Origin of the sequence: Plantibacter sp. CFBP 13570 (assembly GCF_014841395.1) — a bacterium.
Classification (GTDB): Bacteria; Actinomycetota; Actinomycetes; order Actinomycetales; family Microbacteriaceae; genus Plantibacter; species Plantibacter auratus.
The window spans coordinates 39,377-61,380 of record NZ_JACYTW010000016.1 but is presented as its reverse complement, the minus strand read 5'-3'; the positions used below and the strand labels follow the sequence as shown (position 1 = coordinate 61,380).

Sequence of the window (22,004 nt, the reverse complement as noted above, 5' to 3'; positions counted from 1 at the left end):
ATGACGAGGAGGTCACCATGCTGACAGGGATCGACCCGGTGCTGAGCGGCGAACTGCTGCTGCACCTGGACGCGATGGGACATTCGGACGCGGTGGTGATCGCCGACGCGCACTTCCCGGCCACCCGGCTCGGCGAACGCGTCGTCGTGCTGCCGACGCTGTCGACGCCGGAGGTCCTCCGAGCGGTGCGCACGGTGATCCCGCTCGACGACGAGCCCGTGCTCGACCTCATGACGAGTGCCGACGGCACGGTGCTCGACGTCCAGCGGGAACTCATCGCCGCCGCCGGCACAACCGCGGACGCCGTGCGCTTCGTCGACCGGTTCGCCTACTACGACGAGGCCGCCACGGCGTTCCTCATCATCCGCACGGGCGAGACCAGGAAGTACGGGAACGTCACCCTGCGGAAGGGCCTCGTGCTCCCGGGCGCCTGACCCGACCGTGGGCTACGGTCGCTCACCAGCAGAGCGCGACGATCGCGGCACCGACGACGGCGTAGATCCCCGAGAGGACCTGCCGACCGCGGGTGCGGGGTTCGACCGCGGTCTCGACCGTCGCCCCGTGCTCGTCGAGTGCGCGCTTCGGCTTGGGTGCGTGCCAGGGGAGTGAGCGCCAGCGCAGGGCGGCTCCGGCGAGTCCGAAGCCGACGATCGCGACGGCGATGACCCACGCCCAGGACCAGATGCCGACCGGCGCGGCGAGGGCGCGGACCAGGGCGAGGATCACGATGCTGTCCACCGCGTCGACGACCAGTCGGTAGCGCTCGGTCGCCGCCCAGCGTCCCGTGCTCCACGCGTGGACGACCTGGAGTGCGAGGATCCACGCGATGACCAGGGCGACGACTGCGGGGATCAGGATCTCGATCATCGTGCTGCTCCGATCTGCTCGAGGAGGGCGACGCCGGCCGCGTCGACCGACTCCTGGGTCGCTGAGACGAGGACCACCGTGGTGCCGGTCGCCGGGACGACGCCGACGAAGGACGCGAAGCCGCCCGTGGCGCCGTTGTGCCAGACGAGGTCCTCGCCGTCGATCGCCTTCCGATCGGTGATCCAGGCCCAGCCGATCTCGCGATCGCCGAACGCCGCCTGTGGGTCGAGTGCCTCGATGCCCGGCGCGCTGCCGTCGGCCAGTCGCTCCGCGAAGCGGGCGAGATCCTCCGTGTCAGAGCGGATGCCACCGGCAGGCCCGATCGCCGTGCCGGTCCATGCTGCGGCGGTCCGTCCGCCGGCGGTCTCACCGAGGAGGTCGCGGTCGCCCAGGTCTGCTGCATCGCTCACGGGGCTGGTCGAGTCGAGTCCCATCGGACCGGTGATCCGTTCCTCGAGGAGGTCGGCGTAGCTGGTGCCGGCTGCCGAGCCGAGGGCGGCACCGAGCAGTTCGAAACCGAGGTTGGAGTAGGTGCCCTTCGGGGTGTCGAGGGACGCGGACCGCGCCTGCTCGAGCAGCTGGTCGAGGTCCTCGCCGTACGGATTCGCCGTCGTGAGCGCGAACCACGCCGAGGAGAGGATCGTCGAGAGGTCGATCGGCAGCCGGGGCAGGCCGGAGGTGTGGGTGGCGAGCTGCTCGAGGGTGACGTCCGCCGCTGGCGCGTCGCCCAGTTCGAGGAGGTCACCGAGCCTGGTCTCCGGGGTGACCTCGCCGCGCTCGATCGCGTCGGCGAGCAACAGTCCCGTGAAGGCCTTGCTCACCGACCCGATCTCGAACCGGGTGTCCGGTTCGGCGCCGATCGTCGCGGTGCGGGTGCCGTCCGGGGTGACGACGACGGCCAGCAGGGCCTTGCGGTCGGGGCCGGCGAGCTCGCGGACGGTGGCCGCGAGTTCGGCGTCGCCGGTGGCCTCGGGGGGAAGCGTCGAGGGCCCTGGCCGGAAGGCGAGCCCGATCGCGAGGGCGACAGCGGTGCTGACGGCGGCGACGACCCAGACCCGTCTGGGTCGGGACGTGCTGCGTGGTGTGGCGGTCATGCGGGGTCCTTCCTGGGGTCGGTGGTCATTCCATGGCGGCGACGGCGACGAGCAGCGGGACGAGTCGCATGGGCGGGACCGCGACCCGTCCGCGGCCGGCGGGTTGCAGCCAGCCGGCGGCCGTCAGGACGCGGACGTGGTGGTAGACCTGGCCGGTCGTCCCGATGCCGTCGAGTTCGCCGAGGTCCGCGAGTGCGGAAGTGCCGTTGGCGACGGCCAGGAGCAGCTGCAGTCGGACGGGGGAGCCGATGGCCGCGAGCCGCGATGCCGCGGTCGCGAGTGGACCGGAGCCTGCTGATTCCACGGCGTCGGGGTCGTCGCCGAGCGCGAGGAGGTCGTCGGTCGCCCGGGCGTACTGCCACTGCACGGGTCCGCCGCCGGCGACGACCGATCCGGTGAAGAGGACCGCCCCGTGCTCGAGCTCGACCGTCCGCTGTTCGAGCCCGCGGAGCGCCCAGAAGGTGTCGTCGGCATCGCCCGCCGCCGCTGCGGACGGAACGTCATCCGGTCGCTCGGTGGTCGTGTCGTCGTCGGCCGGTCGGGCGAACACGGCGGCTTCGAGACGCGCGAGACGTGCCTCGTGATCGCCGGGGTCGATGGTCGTCATGACCCAAGTGTACAAATATCGTAATTACGAAATCAAGCCAGAAGGTCCTCTGAGCCGAGCGGTGGCGGCGCGTGTCACACCCGCGAGCTGAGCCGCCCCTGCTTCGCGTGCACCGGGATCAGCAGTCCGAGGCCGATGAGCAACACGAGCACGATCCCGAGGATCCCCCAGAACTGCGCCCCGCCAAGCGTGACGAACAATGCAAAGGCGGTCGGTGCGAGGAAGGACACGGCGCGGCCGGTCGTGGCGTAGAGGCCGAAGACCTCACCCTCGCGGCCCTCGGGGATGATGCGCGCCAGGAACGAGCGGCTCGCCGACTGTGCGGGGCCGACGAACAGGCACAGCATGAGCCCGAAGATCCAGAAGATCGTCGCGCCGCCCTCGTGGAGGAAGAACACGGCGCTTCCCGCGATGACGAGGCCGATGAGCGACGCGACGATGACGGGTTTCGGCCCCACCTTGTCGTCGAGCAGGCCGATCGTGATCGTCGCGATCCCGGCGACGACGTTGGCGGCGATCGCGAAGATGATCACCTCGCCGGGTGAGAAGCCGAAGGTCCCTGCAGCCAGGACGCCACCGAAGGTGAAGACGCCGGCGAGCCCGTCGCGGAACACGGCGCTCGCGAGCAGGAAGTAGAGCGTCTGTCGGCTGTCGCGCCAGAGTTCCGCGATGCTCTTGGCGAGGACGCCGTAGGAGGCGAAGAACCCGACGTGCGGCCGGGCGACGGCCTGTGGCGCGTGGTACTCGGGCACCGCGAAGAGCACGGGCAGGGCGAAGATCCCGAACCACGCCGCGGAGACGAGCATCGCGACGCGGACGTCCATGCCGTCCTCGCCGGTGACGCCGAAGAGTCCGACCTCGGGGGAGATGAAGCCGAAGTACACGATGAGCAGCAGCACGATGCCGCCGATGTACCCCATGCCCCAGCCGAGACCGGATACCTTGCCGATGGAGGTGGGCGTCGACACCTGGGCGAGCATCGCGTTGTAGTTGACGCCGGCGAACTCGAACACGATGTTGCCGACCGCGAGGAGGACGAGGCCCAGCCAGAGGAAGTTCGGATCGGGGGCGACGAAGAAGAGGAGCGCGGTGATCGCGACGACGACGTAGGTGTTGAAGCCGAGCCAGAACTTCCGTCGACCGGCGGAGTCCGACCGCTGGCCGACGACCGGCGCGAGGATCGCGATCAGCAGGCCGGCGGCGGCGAGCGCCCACCCGAGGGACGCCGACACCGCGGCCTCCTCGCCGAAGGACTCGCTCGTCAGATAGACGGTGAACACGAAGGTGGTGACGACGGCGTTGAACGACGCCGAGCCCCAGTCCCACAGGCTCCACGCGAAGATGCGACCCTTACGGCCCGCCTGCGCCTTCACTGCGGCGACCTGCGAGGTGTCGAGGTCGACGGTGGCCGCTGCGGCGTCGGGGGTGACGAGCGGTGGTGGCGGGAAGTTGCGGGGCCGGGATCCGAGACGCGGGGCCTCGTCGCCGTGCCCGCCTGTCCGGCCGGTGTCGTCGGTGCCACCTGGGGGAGTCGTGCTCATGGACTGAGGCTAGTGCCGCGTGGTGAACGGGCGGTAGCGCGGAGGCCCGGCGTTGCAGTCGACGACACCGAACTCTACATTTGATATTTCAAGGACATCGAGCGCAGCAGCCCCGATGCTCACGACCGACCTGAGGTGGTGGAGACACCGTGCCTGAACGACGAAAGACACTGCAACGATGAGCCTGGAAGCACGCGATCTCTCCTTCGGCTATTCACTGCATCGCCGCGAACCGGTCCACGTGTTGCGGGGGGTGAGTCTTTCTGTAGCCGCCGGTGAGTCGTTGGCGGTCGTCGGGCCCTCGGGATCCGGGAAGTCGACACTCCTGCACTGCCTATCTGGTCTCCGAGCGCCGACACGTGGAAGCGTCGTGGCGTTGGGGACGGAGCTGTCATCCCTGACCGAGTGGGGTCGTTCCCGATTCCGGCGGCGGTCCGTCGGCTTCGTGTTCCAGGACTACAACCTGATCCCCTCCATCAACGTGCGGGACAATCTCGCGTTGCCAGCGCTCTTCGCCGGTCGCGCAGCCGGGCGTCAGGCGGTCGCAGATATCGCCGCGGACATCGGACTGTCGTCGCGCCTCCGGCATCGCCCGGACGAGCTGTCAGGCGGTGAACGGCAGCGCGTCGCGATCGGCCGGGTGTTGCTGTCGCAGGCTGAATTGGTCTTCGCCGACGAACCCACCGGTGCACTCGACACGTCGTCAGGACGGGTCGTGCTCGACCTCCTGTTCGGATCGCTCGGTCCCGAACGCACGATGGTGATGGTTACCCATGACCTCGATGCTGCTGCGCGGGCGGATCGTGTGCTGGTCCTCTGTGACGGTTCTGTCCACGCCGAGCTGACGTCCGCCACCCCGGCAGCGCTCTGGTCCGCCATCGAAACGGCCCGCGCGGACAGTGTCCATACGTCCGTGGGAGCATGACGATGGCCGGTCTCGTTCTCCGCACACTCCTGCAGCAGTGGCGGGTGTGGATCTCCCTGCTCCTGTTCCTGGCACTCGCGAACGCGCTCCTTGTCAGCGTGGGAGCGCTCGTGGAGGTCGCCGATCGGCTGCCCGTCCGGGAACAGCGCATCGTCCGGAATCTGAGCACGCCGATGTCCGGGATGGCCTCGGTCGCCGTCTTCGTCATCACCTCGAGCGCGGTCTCCTTGGCGGTGCAACTCCAGCGTCGACCGTTCGCGACCTGGAAGCTCGCGGGGATGTCGTCAGTGCGGATCGCCGGCGTCCTTGTGTCGCAGCTGATCGTGCTCGGGACCGTGGGTGGAGCGCTCGGGCTGCCGCTGGCCCTATTGGTCGCACCGCGGTTCACCAGCTGGGTCCTGCAGGCCAACGCGGTCACCGCGATCGTCGATGCCCCGGCGAGCACGCTGGTGCTCCTGTCGACCTGGGCGCTGCTCATCGGCATCCTGTTGCTCGCCGGTCTGCAAGGTGTCGGCTCGATCCTCCGGGTACCGGCGGTCGATGCGGTCCTGAGCGCGGAAGTCGTCCGCCGTCGCCCGACCGCGTTCAGGCTCACGCTCAGCCTGGTCATGTCGGCGGCGGTCCTCGCAGTGGCGGCCGCAATGGTCGGTTCGGCTAGCGGCGACGTGTCCAGTCGGCTCGGTCTCCTAGTAGGCCTCGCGATGCTCCTGTCGTTGCTCATCATCCCGCTGATCGCGCTGCACGTCTCGCGGATCGCTGCACTGTTCCTCGCGGCGTGGACATGGATCGTCCCACGTCGGTGGTCGACGGCTTGGTACCTCGCGCGTCGTGGCTGCGCCTTCCGCTTGGACCGTGTAGGCGTCTCCCTCGTTCCGCTCTACGTCGCGGTCGCCCTCGCGAATTCGATCTACACCGTGTTCGAGACCGCCGATTCCGCCAGGAGGGCGGCCGGGCTTGTGCCCGCCGGCGAGCACGGCATCAACCACTCCGGCGTCTGGACCATTCTCGGTCCGACGGTCGTCCTGGCGATCGCCGGCACCGCGACGGTCGTGGTGATGGCTGCTCGTGAGCGGGCGCGCGAGCGCGCGCTGCTGGCTGTGGGCGGCGTCAGTCACCGCTCGATCGTCGGAGCCGTCGTCGTCGAAGCCTTCATGTATGCCGTGACCGCGACGTTCCTCGGGCTCCTGACGGCAGCGGCTGTCTCAGCGGTGGAGGCTGAGGCGTTCGGTCGCCTCGAAGCGGGGGCGCGCCCGGTGCTCGCCGTCGCGCCAGGCCTCGCGGTCGGCGCTGGAGGCTTCTGTGTGCTGGCTGCCGCCCTCGCTTTGCCCGCGGCGCTGGAGCATCGTCGGGCGGCGGTGGACAGGCTCGCTCGCTGAAGGTTCGCTGGGACGAGGATCGTTGCCGGGAATAGCTTTGGGCATCCCGCGTTGGACTTGAGCGTACGACACTCAAGTTTGAATCCAGGAGGTTCACGTGCCCGAAGACTTCACCCAGGGCGGCGCAGCAGCAGACGGCGGATCGTCGTCGTTCGACGACTTCCTCGCCCGATACCTCGAGGGCGAGCGGGCGCGTTCGGCGCGGACCATCGACCTCAGCCGCTTCCTCACCGCGCGGACGCAGGAGATCCTGCAGCGCGCCGGCCGGTTCGCGCTCGAGCGCGGCCAGAACGAGCTCGACGCGCTGCACATCCTGCGCGTCATCGTGAGCGAGGAGCCCGCGAAGGACGCCGTCGCGCGCCTCGGCGTCGACCCGAAGGCCATCGCCAAGGCCGCCGAGCAGCGCCTGCCGCAGGCGTCTTCGCCGAGCGTCAAGGACCCGGCCATCACACCGTCGGCCCAGCGCGCGCTGTTCCACGCCTACCAGGTGGCCCGCGCCGCCGGATCGACGTACGTCGACCCCGAGCACCTCTTCTTCGCCCTCGTCATCAACCAGGATTCGCCTGCCGGTGAGGTCCTCGCCCGCGCCGGCGTCACGGCGGAGGCGCTGACCCAGGGCATGCGCCAGACCGTCGGCGACCCCGGTGTCGCCACCGACGACCAGGACGACCGCGATGCCGACGACCTCGACTCGGACACCCCGATGCTCGACCGTTTCGGCACCGACCTCACGGCGCTCGCCGCAGGCGGATCGCTCGACCCCGTCATCGGACGTTCCGAGGAGATCGAGCAGACCATCGAGATCCTCTCCCGCCGCACGAAGAACAACCCCGTGCTCGTCGGCGAGGCCGGCGTCGGCAAGACCGCGGTCGTCGAGGGGCTCGCCCAGGCGATCGTCGACGGCGGCGTCCCGGAGCAGCTGCGTGGGAAGCGCGTCGTCTCACTCGACCTGCCGGCCATGGTCGCCGGAACCCGGTACCGCGGCGACTTCGAGGAGCGCCTCACCGGCCTGCTCGACGAGATCGCGGCCAACCGCTCCGAGCTGATCGTCTTCATCGACGAGGTCCACACGGTCGTCGGCGCCGGAGGTTCCGGCGAGGGCGGCATGGACGCTGGGAACATGCTCAAGCCGCGTCTCGCGCGCGGTGAGCTGCACCTCATCGGTGCGACCACGCTCCGTGAGTACCGCGGGATCGAGAAGGACCCGGCACTCGAACGCCGCTTCCAGCCCGTGCGCATCGGCGAGCCGTCGATCGAGGACGCCGTCCTCATCCTCGACGGTCTTCGTCCGGCCTACGAGGAGCACCACGACGTCCGCTTCACCGACGACGCCCTCCGCGCCGCCGTCGAGCTGTCGGCCCGGTACCTGCCCGACCGTGTCCTGCCCGACAAGGCCATCGACCTCGTCGACCAGGCCGGAGCCCGGCTGCGGTTGCGGCTCGGGAAGGCGGTCGACGTGAGCGCCCTCGTCGAGGAGCTCGCGACACTCGAGGCGTCGAAGAACGCGGCCGTGTCGGCCGAGCACTACGAGGAGGCCTCGCGCATCCGCGACGAGATCACCGCCGTGCAGGCGAGGCTCGACGCCGCCTCCAACGGACCCGGTGCCCGCACCGACCGCGACGCGGTCGTCGACGAGGCCCAGATCGCCGGCGTCGTGTCCCGCGCCACCGGCATCCCGGTCAGTCGGCTCACGGAGGGCGAGCGGGAACGTCTCGCCGGTCTCGAGGACGAACTGCACGCCCGCGTCGTCGGCCAGCACGACGCCGTGACCGCGGTGTCGAAGGCCGTCCGTCGCAACCGCACGGGCATGGGGGATGCGAACCGACCCGTCGGCAGCTTCCTGTTCCTCGGCCCCACCGGCGTCGGTAAGACGGAGCTCGCGAAGGCGCTCGCCGGATCCCTCTTCGCTGACGAGCACTCCGTGATCCGCTTCGACATGAGCGAGTTCGGCGAACGCCACACGGTGTCGCGACTCGTCGGCGCCCCTCCCGGGTACGTCGGGTTCGACGAGGCGGGCCAGCTCACCGAGCGCGTGCGGCGCAACCCGTACTCGATCGTGCTGTTCGACGAGATCGAGAAGGCGCACCCGGACGTCTTCAACCTGCTCTTGCAGGTCCTCGACGACGGTCGCCTGACCGACGGTCAGGGGCGGACGATCGACTTCCGCAACACGGTCGTCGTCATGACCTCGAACCTCGGCTCCGAGTTCCTGGCCTCCCGGTCCGGTGCGATGGGCTTCGTGGCCGGTGGCGCCGACGACCCGACGGGCTTCGGCTCCGAGGAGGCGCTGCGGGCACGGGTCATGGGCAAGCTGCGCGAGGCGATGCGTCCGGAGTTCCTCAACCGCATCGATGAGATCGTCCTCTTCCGCAAGCTCGACCAGCAGCAGCTGCAGGAGATCGTCGCGCTGATGCTCGGCCGCACGACCGAACGGTTGGCCGCGCGCGGTGCGTCACTCGAGACGACTCCGGAAGCGCGCGCCCTCCTCGCGGAGCTCGGCTACGAGCCGGAGTACGGTGCACGCCCCCTGCGTCGCCTCATCCAGCGTGAGGTCGACGACCGCATCGCCGAGCTCGTCGTGGGCGGCGGGGTCGGCGACGGCTCGACCGTGCACGTCGACGCGGTCGGCGGGAAGATCGTCGTCACCGAGCGGTCTGTGATGGTGGCGGAAGCCGCCTAGGCCGGGAGATGGATCGACAGGCTCAGGGACCGGACCTCCGGACCCTGGGCCTGTCGCCGTTCCGGCTGGCCGCCGCGCAGGCAAACTGGCCATCCGCTGGGAGTTGAGCCAGGCGGACTCAACTTTCTTGACGTCGAAACCGGGCCTCGGTAGCATTGAGTCATCGGGGCTCAAGTCTCGACGTCACACCACCATCACCCCATCAACCAGCTCGGTGCCGAGCTCGTCGAGTCGGCCGGACGCCCACAGCATGCCGCCCGAGTCGACGAGTTCCGAACCGGCAGTCAACACAAGGAGAACCAACACATGGCACGTGCAGTAGGCATCGACCTCGGTACCACCAACTCGGTGGTCGCCGTCCTCGAAGGTGGAGAACCCACCGTCATCGCCAACGCCGAGGGCTTCCGCACCACCCCCTCCGTCGTCGCATTCACCAAGGACGGCGAGGTGCTCGTCGGTGAGACCGCGAAGCGCCAGGCTGTCACCAACGTCGACCGCACCATCGCGAGCGTCAAGCGCCACATGGGCACCGACTGGAAGTTCGACGTCGACGGCAAGAAGTACACGCCGCAGGAGCTGTCCGCCCGCATCCTCGCGAAGCTGAAGCGCGACGCCGAGCAGTACCTGGGCGACACGGTGACCGACGCGGTCATCACCGTCCCCGCCTACTTCAACGACGCCGAGCGTCAGGCCACGAAGGAAGCCGGTGAGGTCGCAGGCCTCAACGTGCTCCGCATCATCAACGAGCCGACCGCTGCAGCCCTCGCCTACGGCCTCGACCGCGGCAAGGAGGACGAGCTCATCCTCGTCTTCGACCTCGGTGGCGGTACCTTCGACGTCTCGCTGCTCGAAGTGGGCAAGGACGACGACTTCTCCACCATCCAGGTCCGTTCCACCTCCGGTGACAACCGCCTCGGTGGAGACGACTGGGACCAGCGCGTCGTCGACTACCTGATCAAGCGCTTCAAGGACTCGACCGGTGTCGACGTCTCGGGCGACAAGATCGCGAAGCAGCGCCTCAAGGAAGCCGCCGAGCAGGCGAAGAAGGAGCTCAGCTCCTCGATGTCGACCTCGATCCAGCTCCCGTACCTCTCCCTCACGGAGAACGGCCCGGCGAACCTCGACGAGACGCTCAGCCGCGCGAAGTTCGAGGAGCTCACCAACGACCTCCTCGAGCGCACCCGCAAGCCGTTCAACGACGTCATCGCCGAGGCCGGCGTGAAGGTCTCCGACATCGCGCACGTCGTGCTCGTCGGTGGATCGACTCGTATGCCCGCCGTCGCCGAGCTCGTCAAGAAGCTCACCGGTGGTCAGGAGCCCAACAAGGGCGTCAACCCTGATGAGGTCGTCGCCGTCGGCGCCGCCCTCCAGGCCGGCGTGCTGAAGGGTGAGCGCAAGGACGTGCTGCTCATCGACGTCACCCCCCTGTCGCTCGGTATCGAGACCAAGGGTGGCATCATGACGAAGCTCATCGAGCGCAACACCGCGATCCCCACGAAGCGGAGCGAGACCTTCACCACGGCCGACGACAACCAGCCGTCCGTCGCGATCCAGGTCTTCCAGGGCGAGCGCGAGTTCACCCGCGACAACAAGAACCTCGGCACCTTCGAGCTGACCGGCATCGCGCCGGCTCCGCGCGGTGTGCCGCAGGTCGAGGTCACCTTCGACATCGACGCCAACGGCATCGTGCACGTGTCCGCCAAGGACAAGGGCACCGGCAAGGAGCAGTCGATGACGATCACCGGTGGCTCGTCCCTCGGCAAGGAGGACATCGAGCGCATGGTCCGCGAGGCCGAGGAGCACGCTGCGGACGACAAGGCCCGCCGCGAGCAGGCCGAGGTCCGCAACAGCGCCGAGCAGCTCGCCTACTCGATCGACAAGCTCATCAAGGAGAACGACGACAAGCTGCCCGAGGACGTCAAGACCGACGTCCAGGCCGATGTCGACGCCCTGAAGAGCGCGCTCGCCGGTGAGGACGAGGACGCGGTGAAGACCGCGTTCGACAAGCTCAACGAGAGCCAGGTCAAGCTCGGCGAGGCGATCTACGCCCAGGCGCAGGCCTCCGAGTCCGCCGCAGGAACCGAGGCCCCGGCTGAGGAGGCGACCTCCGATGAGGACGTCGTCGACGCCGAGGTCGTCGAGGACGAAGACGACAAGGACAAGAAGTAACCATGACTGACGAGAACCAGAACCAGAACCAGGACGATCCCATCATCCCTTCGACAGGCTCAGGACAGGCCGCGAAGCATGGGGACGACCCGGAGACCGGCGAGGTTCGTCAGCCTGGCACCGAGGGGGCTGACGCCGACGCGTCGGCCCCCTCGGGCGCACCTGCCGAATCCGCCGGCGCCGACGCACCGGCCGCCGACGACGAGCTGACCGTCGAGGACATCCTCAACGCGGCTCCCGAGGAGCCCGCGCAGGGCGGCGACCTCTCCCCGGCCGAGCAGCTCGCTGCAGAACGCCTCGGCGACCTGCAGCGCGTCACGGCCGAGTACGCGAACTACCGGAAGCGCACCGAGGCCGGCCGCGAGGTGGAGCGCGAGCGCACCACCGGCGAGGTCGCCAAGGTCCTGCTGCCGGTGCTCGACGACCTCGACCGCGCTGACAAGCACGGCGACCTCGAGGGCGACGCCCCCTTCACGCAGATCGCGGCCAAGCTCCGCGGCGCTGCCGAGAAGCTCGGGCTGAAGCCGTTCGGAGCGATCGGCGAGACCTTCGACCCCAACGTGCACGAGGCCATCTTCCAGCAGCCCACGCCGGGCGCCGAGGGCGAGACCGTCCTCGACGTCGTGGAGACCGGGTACCACCTGGGCTCCACCCTGCTGCGCGCCGCGAAGGTGGTCGTCGCGGTCCCGGCGAGCTAGCCATGGCGAGTCAGGACTGGTTCGACAAGGACTTCTACAAGGTCCTCGGCGTCAAGAAGGACGTGACGCCGGCGGAACTGAAGAAGGTCTACCGGAAGCTCGCCCGGCAGTACCACCCGGACTCCAACCCGGGTGATGCGAAGGCCGAGGCGAAGTTCAAGGAGATCAGCGAGGCCCACTCGGTCCTCGGCGACCCCGAGCAGCGCAAGGAGTACGACGCCGTTCGTGCCATGGGCGGTGGAGCTCGCTTCACCGCCCCGGGTGCCGGCGGCGGCCAGGGCGGCTTCGAGGACGTCTTCGGGACGATGTTCGGTGGGGGCGGTGGTGGTGGCGGTCGCCAGAGCTACAGCTACCAGCAGGCTCCTCCCGGATACGAGGACATCCTCGGCGGCATGTTCGGCCAGGGTGGCTTCGGCCAGACCTCAGGTGGCTTCCGCGGCTACGGCGGACCCACGCCGGGCCGCGACATCACCGCGCACACGACGATCGACTTCATCACGGCCACGCAGGGCGACACCATCTCCCTGCAGACCTCCGAGGGACGCACCATCAAGGTGAAGATCCCGGCGGGTGTGTCGGATGGACAGAAGATCCGCCTGCGCGGCAAGGGGCAGCCGAGTCCGGACGGCGGCGAAGCCGGCGATATCGTGGTCACCGTGAGTGTCCGCAAGCATCCCGTGTTCGAACGCGACGGCCTGAACCTCCGCGTCACCGTGCCGGTCACCTTCGTGGAGGCCGCGCTCGGCGCCACGATCGAGGTTCCGACGCTCGGCGGCGACCCCGTCAAGCTGCGCGTCGCCCCCGGTACGCCGAGCGGCCGCGTCCTCCGCGTCAAGGGCCGTGGTGTCGCGACGACGAAGGGCACCGGCGACCTCCTGGCCGTCGTGCAGATCGTCGTCCCGGCGCATCTCGGCGGCGAGGCCAAGGAGGCACTCGAACGGTTCCACGAGCTGGAGCCGAAGGACAACCCCCGCGACGAGCTCATCGCTCGGGCTCGGGGCTAGTAGCCAGCAGCGCACGGAAGGGCAGGGAGCATGGACGAGCATTCGCCGGTCTTCGCGATCGCGATGGCTGCCGAGCTCGCCGGCATGCACCCGCAGACCCTCCGGCAGTACGACCGGCTCGGGCTCGTGTCGCCGACGCGGACCGCGGGGAAGTCACGCAGGTACTCGATGCGCGACATCGCCCAGCTCCGTGAGGTGTCCAGGCTCAGTGCCGAGGGCGTCAGCCTCGAGGGCATCTCCCGCATCCTGACCCTGGAGAACGAGGTCAGCTCGCTCCAGGGTCGGGTGCGGGAGCTCGAGCACGCGCTCGCCAACGCCCTGCTGCGTACCCCGGGCAACCGGGTGTTCGCCGCCGGCATGGAGGGGAGCGTCGTCCCGATGCGGAGCGGTACCCGCACCCGCCGCCGGACCGAGGTCGTCCTCTGGCGGCCGTCGCTCTCCGAGTAGCCGACCACAGCGCACTCGTGGTCGTCATCCCGCGTGGATGACGACCACGGGTGCGCTGTCGTATGTCTGCGCGCCGCGTAGGGTTGGGGCATGAGCGCGCAGCCCGTGGTGACGAAGCCGGACCCGGCGCAGACCGCACCCGCGACGGCCCGGAGGCGGCGCGGCGCCCGCCTGACCGGGCTGACCGCCTACCCGCTCATGTACTTCGGCGTCATCGCGGGCGTGCTTCCGCTGCTGACGCTCGTCGTGATCGGCGCCCCGATCCTCGTCGGCGTCCTGCTCGGTGCGGGCGAGGCCGAGTGGGTCGACGGCTTCTCGCGCGTGTTCGGGTTCATCCTGCTCTTCCTGACACCGCCGTTCGGCGCCTGGGTGTGGGGGTACGTCGCGCTCGGGGTCGTCGCCTTCCTCGGTGGCATCGCCCTCAGCCTGCGGATCCTGCGACGTCACGGCGTGCGTCGCGCCGGAGCCGTCACGCACTGGGGCATGTGGGCCACCGTCCCGCTGCAGCTCATCTTCGCGGTCATCAGCCTCGTGATCGTGTTCGGTGCGATCGCGTCCGTCCGCGCCGAGGACGCCAGCGGCCTCGAGACCGTCCGCGCCTTCGGCCAGGGCGTCGCGATCGCCACGGTCGTCAACCTCCTCGTCTCCGCCGGGCTCGGTGTCCTCGTCTTCCCGGCCGTTCTCCGAGCCGTGAAGGCGGAGAAGCCGGCTCGGCGCGGGCGCCGTCGGTGACGCCGTTCCTCGTATCGCGTGGCCGGTTACGCTGAGGGGATGCCCGAGTTCTCCTTCGACGCGCTGCGCCGGTTCCCCGATCACGAGGCACCCAACCTCTTCGCCGTCGACGCGACCGACCGGCTCCTGCTCGACCAAGCGGCCGCTGCCCTCGCCGGGCGGGTGCCGACGCCCGGCGAGATCGTCGTGGTCGGCGACGCCTACGGGGCGCTGACCCTCGGCGCCATCGCGCTCCTGGGGGCGACCGACGTCCGGGTCCACCAGGACGCCGCCGTCGGTGAACGCGCCCTCGCGGCCAACGCCGAACGGCTCGGCGTCGACGGCGGCTTCCGCAACCTGCCGCTCGGCGAGGAGCTGTTCACGGGCGCATCACTCGTCCTCCTCCAACTCCCGAAGCACCTCGAAGCCCTGCATGAGATCGCCGCCGCCGTGGCCCGCTGGGGCGCCGTCGACGTCCGTCTCCTGGCCGGTGGCCGGGTGAAGCACCTCACGCCCGCGATGAACGAGGTCCTCGGTCGGAGCTTCGCGACCGTCACCGCGAGCCTCGCCCGGCAGAAGTCCCGAGTGCTCCGTGCGAGCGATCCGGTGACCGCCGCCGTCGAGGGAGCGCGTGACGCGGCCGACACCATGGCCTCGACCGCGCTGCGCACCGAGCACCATGCCGACATCGGCCTGACCATCGCCGCCGCCGGCGCGGCGTTCGCCGGCACGAAGCTCGACATCGGCACCCGCTTCCTGCTCGAGGCGCTGCCGGAGATCGCGCCCGACGCCCGGACGGCCATCGACCTCGGCTGCGGCACCGGCGTCCTCGCGGTGTCGCTCGCCATCGCCCGGCCAGAGCTCGCGGTCATCGCGACCGACCAGTCCGCTGCAGCGGTCGCCTCGACCACCGCGACCATCGCGGCCAACGACGACGCCGACCGCCGGCTGGTCGACCGCATCACGGTGCTCCGCGACGACGGCCTGTCGATGCAGCCGGACGCGTCAGCCGACCTCATCGTCCTGAACCCTCCCTTCCACAGTGGGACCACCGTCCACACGGGCGTCGCGCACGACCTGTTCACCGAGGCCGCGCGTGTTCTGCAGCCGGGCGGCACCCTCGCCGTCGTGTGGAACTCGCACCTCGGCTACCGGGCTGCCCTCGAACGGCTCGTCGGTCCGACGACGCAGTTCGCGCGCAACCAGAAGTTCACGGTGACGGTCTCGCGCCCCCGGGCCGCCGGCGAGCCGCGTCCGTAACTCCTGCTGCTTGGACCGCTCGGCGAGCAGGGGCCGCTCGAACACCGGCATCGTCGACCGTCCGGACGGGCGTTGCAGGAGTTGTGGACGTCAGGCGGCGTTCCAGAGGCGCTCGATGCGCTCGCGGAGTGCGGTCTCCTCAGGGGACTCGTCGGCGTACTCGGAGGCGTCGATCGTGATGGTGTTCGCGGCGTCGAACCACCAGGTCCCCGGCTCACCGTCGACCCCGATGCTGGTCCACGTCCCCGGAGCGACACCCGCCTTGACCAGGCCGATGGCCGTCCCGAGCGTCGCGTCGTCGCCCGCGTGGAATTCGACCTGCAGGCGACCGACACTGGTCTCGGCGGACGCCAGCGAGCCCATTGCGGTCAACTGCTCGACCAGGGCGAACAGCATGGTCGCGTCCTCGCGGGCGCCACGCACGGAGAACGTGCCAGGGGAACCGCTCACGACGGGGCCGTCGATGCCGACCGACTCGACGACCGATGCCTCCGGCAGGGCGTCGAGGACGTCGAGGGCGGTGCGCCCGGCGCCCGGGTCCGCGACGGTGAGCCTGACGCTGTCACTCGACGCCGCGATCGCGGTCACGCCGGGCACCGCGCCGAGAGCCTGGACGACCGGCAGCATGTCCGCCGACTGGACGCCGTCATCCCAGGTGACGATGCCGCCCTGGATCTCCACTGCGACATCCGCCGGAACCGCACCCGTCGCCACCGCGGTCGCGGCGGCCACGTCCTCCACGCTCGCGATGCGGAGGTCGATCGTGTCCGGGGTCAGCGCGGCGCCGATGACCTCGAACTGCTCGGCGACGGCAAGGTAGGCGGCGCGGGTCGTGCCGGGGTCGCCGCTGACCGTCGCATCGTCGTCGACGCCTGAGGAGATGGAGAACCGCGCGTCCCCGTCCCAGTTGGGGAAGCCGGGGGCCGCATCGTCGGCATCGTCCTCGTCGGGTTCGGCCGGGTCGACACCGTCGTCGCTGCGGCCGCTGACGACCGCTGCGGCGTAGGCGGGTGTCGCGTCGGCGGTCGCCCTGGCCAGGTCGTAGGCATCGAGGAAGTCCTCGCCCGGACGCGCCACGAGGGTGAGCGAGGACGCACGCGCACCGTCGGTTCCAGCGGAGGCGAGCTGCAGCTCGCCGCCCGGCACGCCCTCGTCCTCGAGCGAGGCGAGCAGCTCCAGCTGGGTCGCGTTGTCGGCTCGTCGGTCGAGGACGGACAGGGTGAACCCGCGGACGGTGAGGTCGACGCCCTCCCACGTCGCTCCGCCGCTCCGCTTCGCCTGCTCGTTCAGGAATCCGCCGATGCGGTCTACGATCGCGCTCAGTCGATCGTCGGTGACGTCGTCGTCCAGGAGCACCGACGCCGATGCCGTTCCGCTCCACGGCAGGGTGTTGCTCCCGGTCGTGTCGACATCGGCCACCTCCGGGACACCGTCCAGGAGCTGCTCGAAGTCCTGTCCGGCGGCGGAAGCCGCGTTCACGTCGCCGCAGCCTGAGAGACCGAGGACGGCGGCCACGGCGAACAGCGCCGTGGCGACGGTCCGGATCGTGCGGTTCTGCTGCATGGATCCACCCTAGGAGCCGCACGCCGCAGCCCGCGTCGGGGTGCTCCCGACGTCTCAGGTGCGGCGCCGAGTGTGCCCGTATGCTGGCCCGATGTCCGAGCCGTGCACCCCTGCAGACGGAGCACCTCGCGGCTCGCGCCGCCGAGATCAGCACGATCTCACCGCGGTCGAGCGCTGGATCGACGACCGGGCCAACCGGCTCCTGCGCGACGCCCCCGATGGCGGTGCGCGGGCGAAGGCCGTCGAGTTCCTCGTCTTCGGGGCGAAACAGGCGTGGGCGTGCATCTTCGGCGCAGCGATGCTCGCGGTCATCGTCGCCGCCCGCCTCTGGTACCCGGACGACGTCTGGCTCGCCCGGAACGACGCGCTCGTCGTCGCTGCCATCGTCATCCAGGTGGTCATGATCGTCACCAGGCTCGAGACGGGCCGCGAGCTCTGGGTGATCGTCCTGTTCCACGTCGTCGGGACGGGCATGGAACTGTTCAAGACCGGGGTCGGATCGTGGGAGTACGACGGCGGCGGGGTCCTGCACCTCGGTGCCGTGCCGTTGTACACCGGGTTCATGTACGCGGCCGTCGGGTCGTACATGGTCCGTGTGTACCGGCTCTTCGACCTCCGGTTCGACCGCTATCCACGGGTGTGGCTCACGACGATCATCGCCGCCGGCATCTACGTCAACTTCTTCAGCCAGCACTACGTCGTCGATCTGCGATGGGTGCTGCTCGCCGCCGTCCTCATCGTGTTCGCGCGGACGATGATGCACTTCCGCGTGTTCCGTCGGACGCACCGCATGCCCGTGCTGGTGGCGTTCCTGCTCGTGGCCTGCTTCATCTGGATCGCCGAGAACATCGGGACGATCACGGGCGCCTGGCTGTACCCGAATCAGGAGGACGGCTGGCAGCTCGTCCCGCTCACCAAGCTGGTGTCGTGGTTCCTCCTCATGATGATCTCGGTGGTGATGGTCACCTGGGTGTACCCGCCGAAGCGGCCCGATCGCCTCCCGACCTGAGCCGCCTGCTGTCAACAGTTGCTGAAGGCGGTCCGCGCACCGGGTAGGGTTCGGGAGTGAGCGACCCGATCCCGGTGATCGCTCGTCCCCTCCGGAGAGCAGCCATGGCCCAGCGTCAGCCCCAGGACCCACGATTCCGTGATCGTGGCGGCGCTCGGCCAGCCTCCACGCAGTCGGGTCCCGTTCAGCCGGGCCCGGCCCGGCCAGCCCCGGCTCGACCTGCCGCCGCTCCACGGCCCGCACCACCGACCGTCGGCATCTCCGTCCCGGCCGCGGCAGCCGCACCCCTGCCGCGGGCCAACCATCTCTTCGCCGGAGCGCAGTTCGCGTTCATCGCCTCGATCGTGATGCTCGGGCTGTACATCGGCCTGACGTCGACCTGGACCCTGCTGGAGCCGGACTTCCTCATCGGGCTCTCCCTGACCGCTGCGGCCACGTCCCTGCTCTTCGCCGTGCCGCCGTCAGGCAAGCTCCGTGGCCTGCTCGTGCTCGTTCCGACCATCGACATCCTCGCCGTCGGGTTCTTCCGCGACACCCTGCCGAACCTGCCGACGTCGGGTCTCCTCATCGTGATCCCGGTGCTCTGGCTCGCGGGTGGGTTCGGGGTCTCGGCACTGCCCGTACCGGTGTTCGGAGCGATCTTCGTCTCCCTGGTGCCGGTCGCGCGCGCCGGAGCGTGGCCGACGACGCCTGGCGGGTGGGGTGCGATCTGCATCCTGCCGGCCCTGGTCCTCATCATGACCGTCACCGTGCACCTGGCCGCGCGCCAGCTCCGCGCCCACGAGGGACGGGCGCGCATCGCGCTCGCCGCGGCGACGGAAGCGGCGGCCGTCGCGACGACGGTTTCGGAATCCGTCGACGCCGCCGTCGCCTTCTTCCGGCCCGACGGCACGGTGGCGCTCCGGAATGAGGCCACGTACGAGCAGGCCCGACTGGCGGGGTTCGACCCCAAGACCCGCGCCGGCGTCCACGTCTACGGACCGGACCGGAAGACCCGGCTGCGGCCCGACGAGCAGGTCATCAACCGGGCGCTGCGCGGAGAGAGCTTCCGCGGCGATCTGTACTGGGTGGGGGAGCCGGGCGACCAGCGCGCCATCATCGGGAACGCGCGACAGGTGCACACCGACGACGGCACGTTCGTCGGCACCATCACCGTCGGTCACGACGTGACCGACCTCGCGAACGCGGTGGCGCTGCGGGAAGCGTTCCTGATCGACGTGTCCCACGAACTCCGCACCCCGTTGACGTCGATCATCGGCTACCTCGACCTCCTCACCGAGGGACATGACCTGCGGCAGCTCGGGCTCGAGCGCGAGGTCTCGACGATCCAGCGCAACGCGGAGCAGTTGTACGCGATCATCGGCGACCTGCTCGCGGCGGGCGACGCCGAGATGCGGGTGCGGATCGCCCTCACCGACGTCGCCGACATCGCCCGGCAGAGCGTGGGAGCGATCCTGCCGCAGGCGTCGGAGGCCGGTGTCGTCGTCCGAGCCGAGGTCCCGCCGCACGTGGAGCTAGAGGGCGACGGTGGACGGCTCCGCCAGGTCCTCGACAACCTGCTGTCGAACGCGGTGAAGTACACCCCGCGAGGTGGGCGCGTCGTCGTGACCGTCGCAGTGGACGGTGAGACCTGCACCGTGAACGTCGCGGACACCGGCATCGGCATCTCACCGGACGCCCAGCGGCAGCTCTTCGACCGCTTCTTCCGGGCCAGGGAGGTCCGCGACGACGCGCGGCCCGGCGTCGGCCTCGGGCTGTCGATCGTGAAGTCCATCACCGAGGCGCATCATGGCTGGATCACCGTGTCCAGCCGCCCGGGCCGCGGCTCCACCTTCACCGTGACCCTGCCGCTCCGCCAGCCGCGCGCCGGCGCACCGTCCGCTTCCTGAGTCGGACCCCGGCAGGGAGGCGCTGCGGCACGCATCGTGGGAGGCTTGGAGGATGGCGCAGATCCTCGACCAGCCGATCGTCGACGAGGCGACCCTCACCATGCAACCGTGGGTCACCATCGTGTGGAACGACCCGGTGAACCTCATGTCCTACGTCTCACTCGTGTTCCGCAGCTACTTCGGCTACACCCACGAGGAGGCGGAGCGACTCATGCTCGCCGTGCACCACGAGGGCCGTGCGGTCGTCGCGACCGGCAACCGCGAGGAGATGGAGCGCCACGTCGAGGCCATGCACGGGTACGGGCTCTGGGCCTCGCTCGCGAAGGCCGACGCATGAGCGCCTTCGTCCGTCCGCCCGTCGGACCCGTCGTGCTCCGTCTCGACGAGCAGGAGACCTCGATCCTCGAACAGTTGGCGAGCCAGCTCGTCGACATGCTCGAGGACGCGACGCGCGCCGGGCTGGCGACCGCTGTGGAGCTCGACCCCGCCATGGCGCGACTGGTGCCGGAGGGGTACCGCGACGACCCCGAGGCCGCCGCGGAGTTCCGACGCTTCACCGCCGACGACCTCGTCGGCGGCAAGGTGACCGCGGCGCGGACCGTCCTGGCGGCGCTCACCGCCGACGCGTCCGACGCGGCTCAGCCGACGGACGTCCCAGCCGGGCACGAGGACGGTGCAGCCGTGACCCTCGAGGGCGAGACGGCCTGGACCTGGCTGCGGTTCCTCAACGACACCCGGCTCACCATCGCGGCTCGACTCGGCATCGAGGAGGACGACGCGGAGCCGTTCGACCCGTCTCCGACGAGCTCGGACGACGAGCAGGATCCCCAGCTCATGATGGCGATCTACGCCTGGCTCGGGTACCTGCAGGAGTCGATCGTCGCCGTCCTCGACGAAGCCTGAGTCGCGGCGCCGGACACCTGCGACCCGGGTGCCACGGGTAGCCTTGGTGACCATGCACATCCTCGTCTTCAGCGACCAGCACCCCGAGTCGTCCGGCGGGGCCCAGGTCTCGATCCGGCTGCAGCGGCGCTTCCTGGAGGCCGCGGGACACACCGTCACGGTGTGCTCGCCGCGGATGCACCAGGAGCACGACGACGACCCGCACTATCTCGACACCCCTTCGATCCCCATCACGCTCGACCGCGAGTACTCGATGACCGTGCCAGGCCGCCTCACCGACCGCTGGCTCGACGCACGCCTGGCCGAGCTGCCCCCGGTCGACGTCGTCCACGTGCAGGCCGACTTCTGGCAGGCGCTCACGGCCTACCGCTACGCCGAACGGCACGGGATCCCGGCCCTCCACACGATGCACAACCGCATGGACGTCGGCATCGAGCAGACCATGCCGGCTCCGGGCCTCGTCGTCGGAGCCCTGTCGTGGTGGCAGCGCCGGGTCCTCCGGCCGCGGCTCTCGACCCTGCCGACCGGCGTCTGGTCCTACCTGCAGGAGTTCGCCAAGCGTGCGGCCGTCGTCATCGCGCCGTCGCACCACTTCGCGCGGGTCCTCCGTGAGCAGGGCGTGACCGCCCACGCCGAGGTCCTGTCGACGGGCGTCGACGACGCGGTGCTCGACGAGATCCTCGACGAACGCGCGACCACGCTCCACGTGCCGCACCGGCTGCCGTCGTTCGTGTGGATCGGCCGCTTCAGCCAGGAGAAGCGGCTCATGGAGTTCCTCGAGGCGGTCCGGCTCGCGGACGTCGACGCGGTGTTCCGCCTGTACGGGGCCGGACTCCTGCTCGCGAAGGCCCAGGCGTTCGTCGCACAACACGACCTCGCCGACCACGTCGTCTTCGCCGGTCGTGTCTCGTACCCCGACTCGCTGCGCGCCATCGCCGACGCCGACGCCCTCGTGCAGACGTCGATCGGGTTCGAGACGCAGGGCATGACCGTGTTCGAGGCGGCCGCACTCGGCACACCGTCGATCATCAGCGACCCGAACATCGCGGCGGAGCTCCCGGCCGACTCGATGTGGCAGCCGACGGACGGTGGGGTCGAGGCGCTCGCCGAAGCGATCCGCCGCGCCGTCGCCGACATCGAGGCGGGTACCGCGCCCGTCGTCGCACCGGGCCTCGCCCGCACCCTGCGCCAGTCGACGCAGACCACCCGCCTCATCAGCCTGTACGAGGCAGCCCTGGCGCCGGAGGCCGCGCGCTAGCAT

General features: G+C 70.0%; 20 protein-coding genes. 15 read left to right on the top strand and 5 right to left on the bottom strand.

What is annotated here, in order from left to right; genetic code table 11:
* The first annotated feature begins 17 nt into the window (after positions 1-17).
* Positions 18-434, top strand: a complete 417-nt coding sequence (locus tag IFT89_RS07935) for an RbsD/FucU family protein (RefSeq protein WP_124768569.1) — start codon at positions 18-20, stop codon at positions 432-434.
* A gap of 22 nt (positions 435-456) precedes the next feature.
* Here the strand turns inward: IFT89_RS07935 and IFT89_RS07930 are convergent, their stop codons facing one another.
* The 4 genes from IFT89_RS07930 to IFT89_RS07915 form a co-directional block, all read right to left on the bottom strand.
* The gene (locus tag IFT89_RS07930; RefSeq protein ID WP_194643712.1) at positions 457-867 is read right to left on the bottom strand and encodes a hypothetical protein; all 411 of its coding nucleotides are present in this window, start codon (positions 865-867) and stop codon (positions 457-459) included.
* Positions 864-1,961, bottom strand: a complete 1,098-nt coding sequence (locus IFT89_RS07925) for a serine hydrolase domain-containing protein (protein WP_202938685.1) — start codon at positions 1,959-1,961, stop codon at positions 864-866. Before IFT89_RS07925 ends, IFT89_RS07930 begins: the two co-directional genes overlap by 4 nt.
* A 25-nt stretch (positions 1,962-1,986) precedes the next feature.
* Positions 1,987-2,568 carry an ArsR family transcriptional regulator gene (locus IFT89_RS07920; RefSeq protein WP_202938684.1) on the bottom strand — a complete coding sequence of 194 codons (582 nt, stop codon included), beginning with the start codon at positions 2,566-2,568 and terminating at the stop codon, positions 1,987-1,989.
* Between the two features lie 74 nt (positions 2,569-2,642).
* The gene (locus tag IFT89_RS07915; RefSeq protein WP_202938683.1) at positions 2,643-4,109 is read right to left on the bottom strand and encodes an MFS transporter; all 1,467 of its coding nucleotides are present in this window, start codon (positions 4,107-4,109) and stop codon (positions 2,643-2,645) included.
* A 178-nt stretch (positions 4,110-4,287) separates the two neighbouring features.
* Between IFT89_RS07915 and IFT89_RS07910 the strand changes: the two genes are divergently transcribed.
* From IFT89_RS07910 to IFT89_RS07870, 9 genes are all read left to right on the top strand, one after another.
* Positions 4,288-5,034 carry an ABC transporter ATP-binding protein gene (locus tag IFT89_RS07910; RefSeq protein ID WP_124768575.1) on the top strand — a complete coding sequence of 249 codons (747 nt, stop codon included), beginning with the start codon at positions 4,288-4,290 and terminating at the stop codon, positions 5,032-5,034.
* A 2-nt stretch (positions 5,035-5,036) separates the two neighbouring features.
* Positions 5,037-6,410: an FtsX-like permease family protein gene (locus IFT89_RS07905; protein WP_202938682.1), complete on the top strand. Its 1,374-nt coding sequence runs from the start codon at positions 5,037-5,039 to the stop codon at positions 6,408-6,410.
* Positions 6,411-6,507: 97 nt separating this feature from the next.
* Complete coding sequence (locus IFT89_RS07900; RefSeq protein ID WP_202938681.1) at positions 6,508-9,090, top strand: ATP-dependent Clp protease ATP-binding subunit; 2,583 nt, start codon at positions 6,508-6,510, stop codon at positions 9,088-9,090.
* A 306-nt stretch (positions 9,091-9,396) separates the two neighbouring features.
* Positions 9,397-11,259 carry a molecular chaperone DnaK gene (gene dnaK, locus IFT89_RS07895; protein ID WP_085511953.1) on the top strand — a complete coding sequence of 621 codons (1,863 nt, stop codon included), beginning with the start codon at positions 9,397-9,399 and terminating at the stop codon, positions 11,257-11,259.
* A gap of 2 nt (positions 11,260-11,261) precedes the next feature.
* On the top strand, positions 11,262-11,957 hold the full coding sequence (locus tag IFT89_RS07890) for a nucleotide exchange factor GrpE (protein ID WP_202938680.1): 696 nt from the start codon (positions 11,262-11,264) through the stop codon (positions 11,955-11,957).
* Between the two features lie 2 nt (positions 11,958-11,959).
* Complete coding sequence (locus IFT89_RS07885; RefSeq protein WP_194599428.1) at positions 11,960-12,961, top strand: DnaJ C-terminal domain-containing protein; 1,002 nt, start codon at positions 11,960-11,962, stop codon at positions 12,959-12,961.
* A 30-nt stretch (positions 12,962-12,991) separates the two neighbouring features.
* Entirely contained in the window at positions 12,992-13,408 is a 417-nt protein-coding gene (locus tag IFT89_RS07880; RefSeq protein WP_202938679.1) for a heat shock protein transcriptional repressor HspR, read from the top strand.
* Positions 13,409-13,498: 90 nt separating this feature from the next.
* Complete coding sequence (locus tag IFT89_RS07875) at positions 13,499-14,140, top strand: hypothetical protein (RefSeq protein ID WP_202938678.1); 642 nt, start codon at positions 13,499-13,501, stop codon at positions 14,138-14,140.
* A 39-nt stretch (positions 14,141-14,179) separates the two neighbouring features.
* Positions 14,180-15,379, top strand: coding sequence for a class I SAM-dependent methyltransferase (locus tag IFT89_RS07870; protein WP_202938677.1), 1,200 nt, complete (start codon positions 14,180-14,182; stop codon positions 15,377-15,379).
* Between the two features lie 90 nt (positions 15,380-15,469).
* Here IFT89_RS07870 and IFT89_RS07865 read toward each other — a convergent pair whose 3' ends face one another.
* Positions 15,470-16,942: a hypothetical protein gene (locus IFT89_RS07865; RefSeq protein WP_202938676.1), complete on the bottom strand. Its 1,473-nt coding sequence runs from the start codon at positions 16,940-16,942 to the stop codon at positions 15,470-15,472.
* Between the two features lie 91 nt (positions 16,943-17,033).
* On the opposite strand from IFT89_RS07865, the gene IFT89_RS07860 reads away from it, so the two are divergent.
* The 5 genes from IFT89_RS07860 to IFT89_RS07840 are packed head-to-tail and all read left to right on the top strand — an operon-like array spanning position 17,034 to position 22,001.
* A complete protein-coding gene (locus tag IFT89_RS07860) occupies positions 17,034-17,951 on the top strand; it encodes a DUF817 domain-containing protein (RefSeq protein WP_202938675.1) in 918 nt (305 codons plus the stop codon).
* A 56-nt stretch (positions 17,952-18,007) separates the two neighbouring features.
* Entirely contained in the window at positions 18,008-19,840 is a 1,833-nt protein-coding gene (locus tag IFT89_RS20750) for a sensor histidine kinase (protein ID WP_202938674.1), read from the top strand.
* 52 nt (positions 19,841-19,892) lie between these two features.
* Positions 19,893-20,177 (top strand): ATP-dependent Clp protease adapter ClpS, encoded by a 285-nt coding sequence (clpS, locus tag IFT89_RS07850; protein WP_056009029.1) that lies wholly within the window; start codon positions 19,893-19,895, stop codon positions 20,175-20,177.
* A complete protein-coding gene (locus IFT89_RS07845; protein ID WP_192004454.1) occupies positions 20,174-20,743 on the top strand; it encodes a DUF2017 family protein in 570 nt (189 codons plus the stop codon). The genes clpS and IFT89_RS07845 overlap by 4 nt, the downstream gene beginning before the upstream one ends.
* 52 nt (positions 20,744-20,795) lie before the next feature.
* Positions 20,796-22,001 carry a glycosyltransferase gene (locus IFT89_RS07840; RefSeq protein ID WP_137242401.1) on the top strand — a complete coding sequence of 402 codons (1,206 nt, stop codon included), beginning with the start codon at positions 20,796-20,798 and terminating at the stop codon, positions 21,999-22,001.
* Positions 22,002-22,004 lie beyond the last annotated feature (3 nt).

Bases quoted from the DNA above. Each gene is read 5' to 3' on its own strand.
- IFT89_RS07905 (WP_202938682.1), top strand. From the start codon at position 5,037: ATGGCCGGTCTCGTTCTCCGCACACTCCTGCAGCAGTGGCGGGTGTGG.
- dnaK (WP_085511953.1), top strand. From the start codon at position 9,397: ATGGCACGTGCAGTAGGCATCGACCTCGGTACCACCAACTCGGTGGTC.
- IFT89_RS07935 (WP_124768569.1), top strand. From the start codon at position 18: ATGCTGACAGGGATCGACCCGGTGCTGAGCGGCGAACTGCTGCTGCAC.
- clpS (WP_056009029.1), top strand. From the start codon at position 19,893: ATGGCGCAGATCCTCGACCAGCCGATCGTCGACGAGGCGACCCTCACC.
- IFT89_RS07920 (WP_202938684.1), bottom strand. From the start codon at position 2,568: ATGACGACCATCGACCCCGGCGATCACGAGGCACGTCTCGCGCGTCTC.
- IFT89_RS07885 (WP_194599428.1), top strand. From the start codon at position 11,960: ATGGCGAGTCAGGACTGGTTCGACAAGGACTTCTACAAGGTCCTCGGC.
- IFT89_RS07865 (WP_202938676.1), bottom strand. From the start codon at position 16,942: ATGCAGCAGAACCGCACGATCCGGACCGTCGCCACGGCGCTGTTCGCC.
- IFT89_RS07910 (WP_124768575.1), top strand. From the start codon at position 4,288: ATGAGCCTGGAAGCACGCGATCTCTCCTTCGGCTATTCACTGCATCGC.
- IFT89_RS07890 (WP_202938680.1), top strand. From the start codon at position 11,262: ATGACTGACGAGAACCAGAACCAGAACCAGGACGATCCCATCATCCCT.
- IFT89_RS07875 (WP_202938678.1), top strand. From the start codon at position 13,499: ATGAGCGCGCAGCCCGTGGTGACGAAGCCGGACCCGGCGCAGACCGCA.
- IFT89_RS07860 (WP_202938675.1), top strand. From the start codon at position 17,034: ATGTCCGAGCCGTGCACCCCTGCAGACGGAGCACCTCGCGGCTCGCGC.
- IFT89_RS07845 (WP_192004454.1), top strand. From the start codon at position 20,174: ATGAGCGCCTTCGTCCGTCCGCCCGTCGGACCCGTCGTGCTCCGTCTC.
- IFT89_RS07870 (WP_202938677.1), top strand. From the start codon at position 14,180: ATGCCCGAGTTCTCCTTCGACGCGCTGCGCCGGTTCCCCGATCACGAG.
- IFT89_RS07840 (WP_137242401.1), top strand. From the start codon at position 20,796: ATGCACATCCTCGTCTTCAGCGACCAGCACCCCGAGTCGTCCGGCGGG.
- IFT89_RS07880 (WP_202938679.1), top strand. From the start codon at position 12,992: ATGGACGAGCATTCGCCGGTCTTCGCGATCGCGATGGCTGCCGAGCTC.
- IFT89_RS07930 (WP_194643712.1), bottom strand. From the start codon at position 867: ATGATCGAGATCCTGATCCCCGCAGTCGTCGCCCTGGTCATCGCGTGG.
- IFT89_RS07925 (WP_202938685.1), bottom strand. From the start codon at position 1,961: ATGACCGCCACACCACGCAGCACGTCCCGACCCAGACGGGTCTGGGTC.
- IFT89_RS07915 (WP_202938683.1), bottom strand. From the start codon at position 4,109: ATGAGCACGACTCCCCCAGGTGGCACCGACGACACCGGCCGGACAGGC.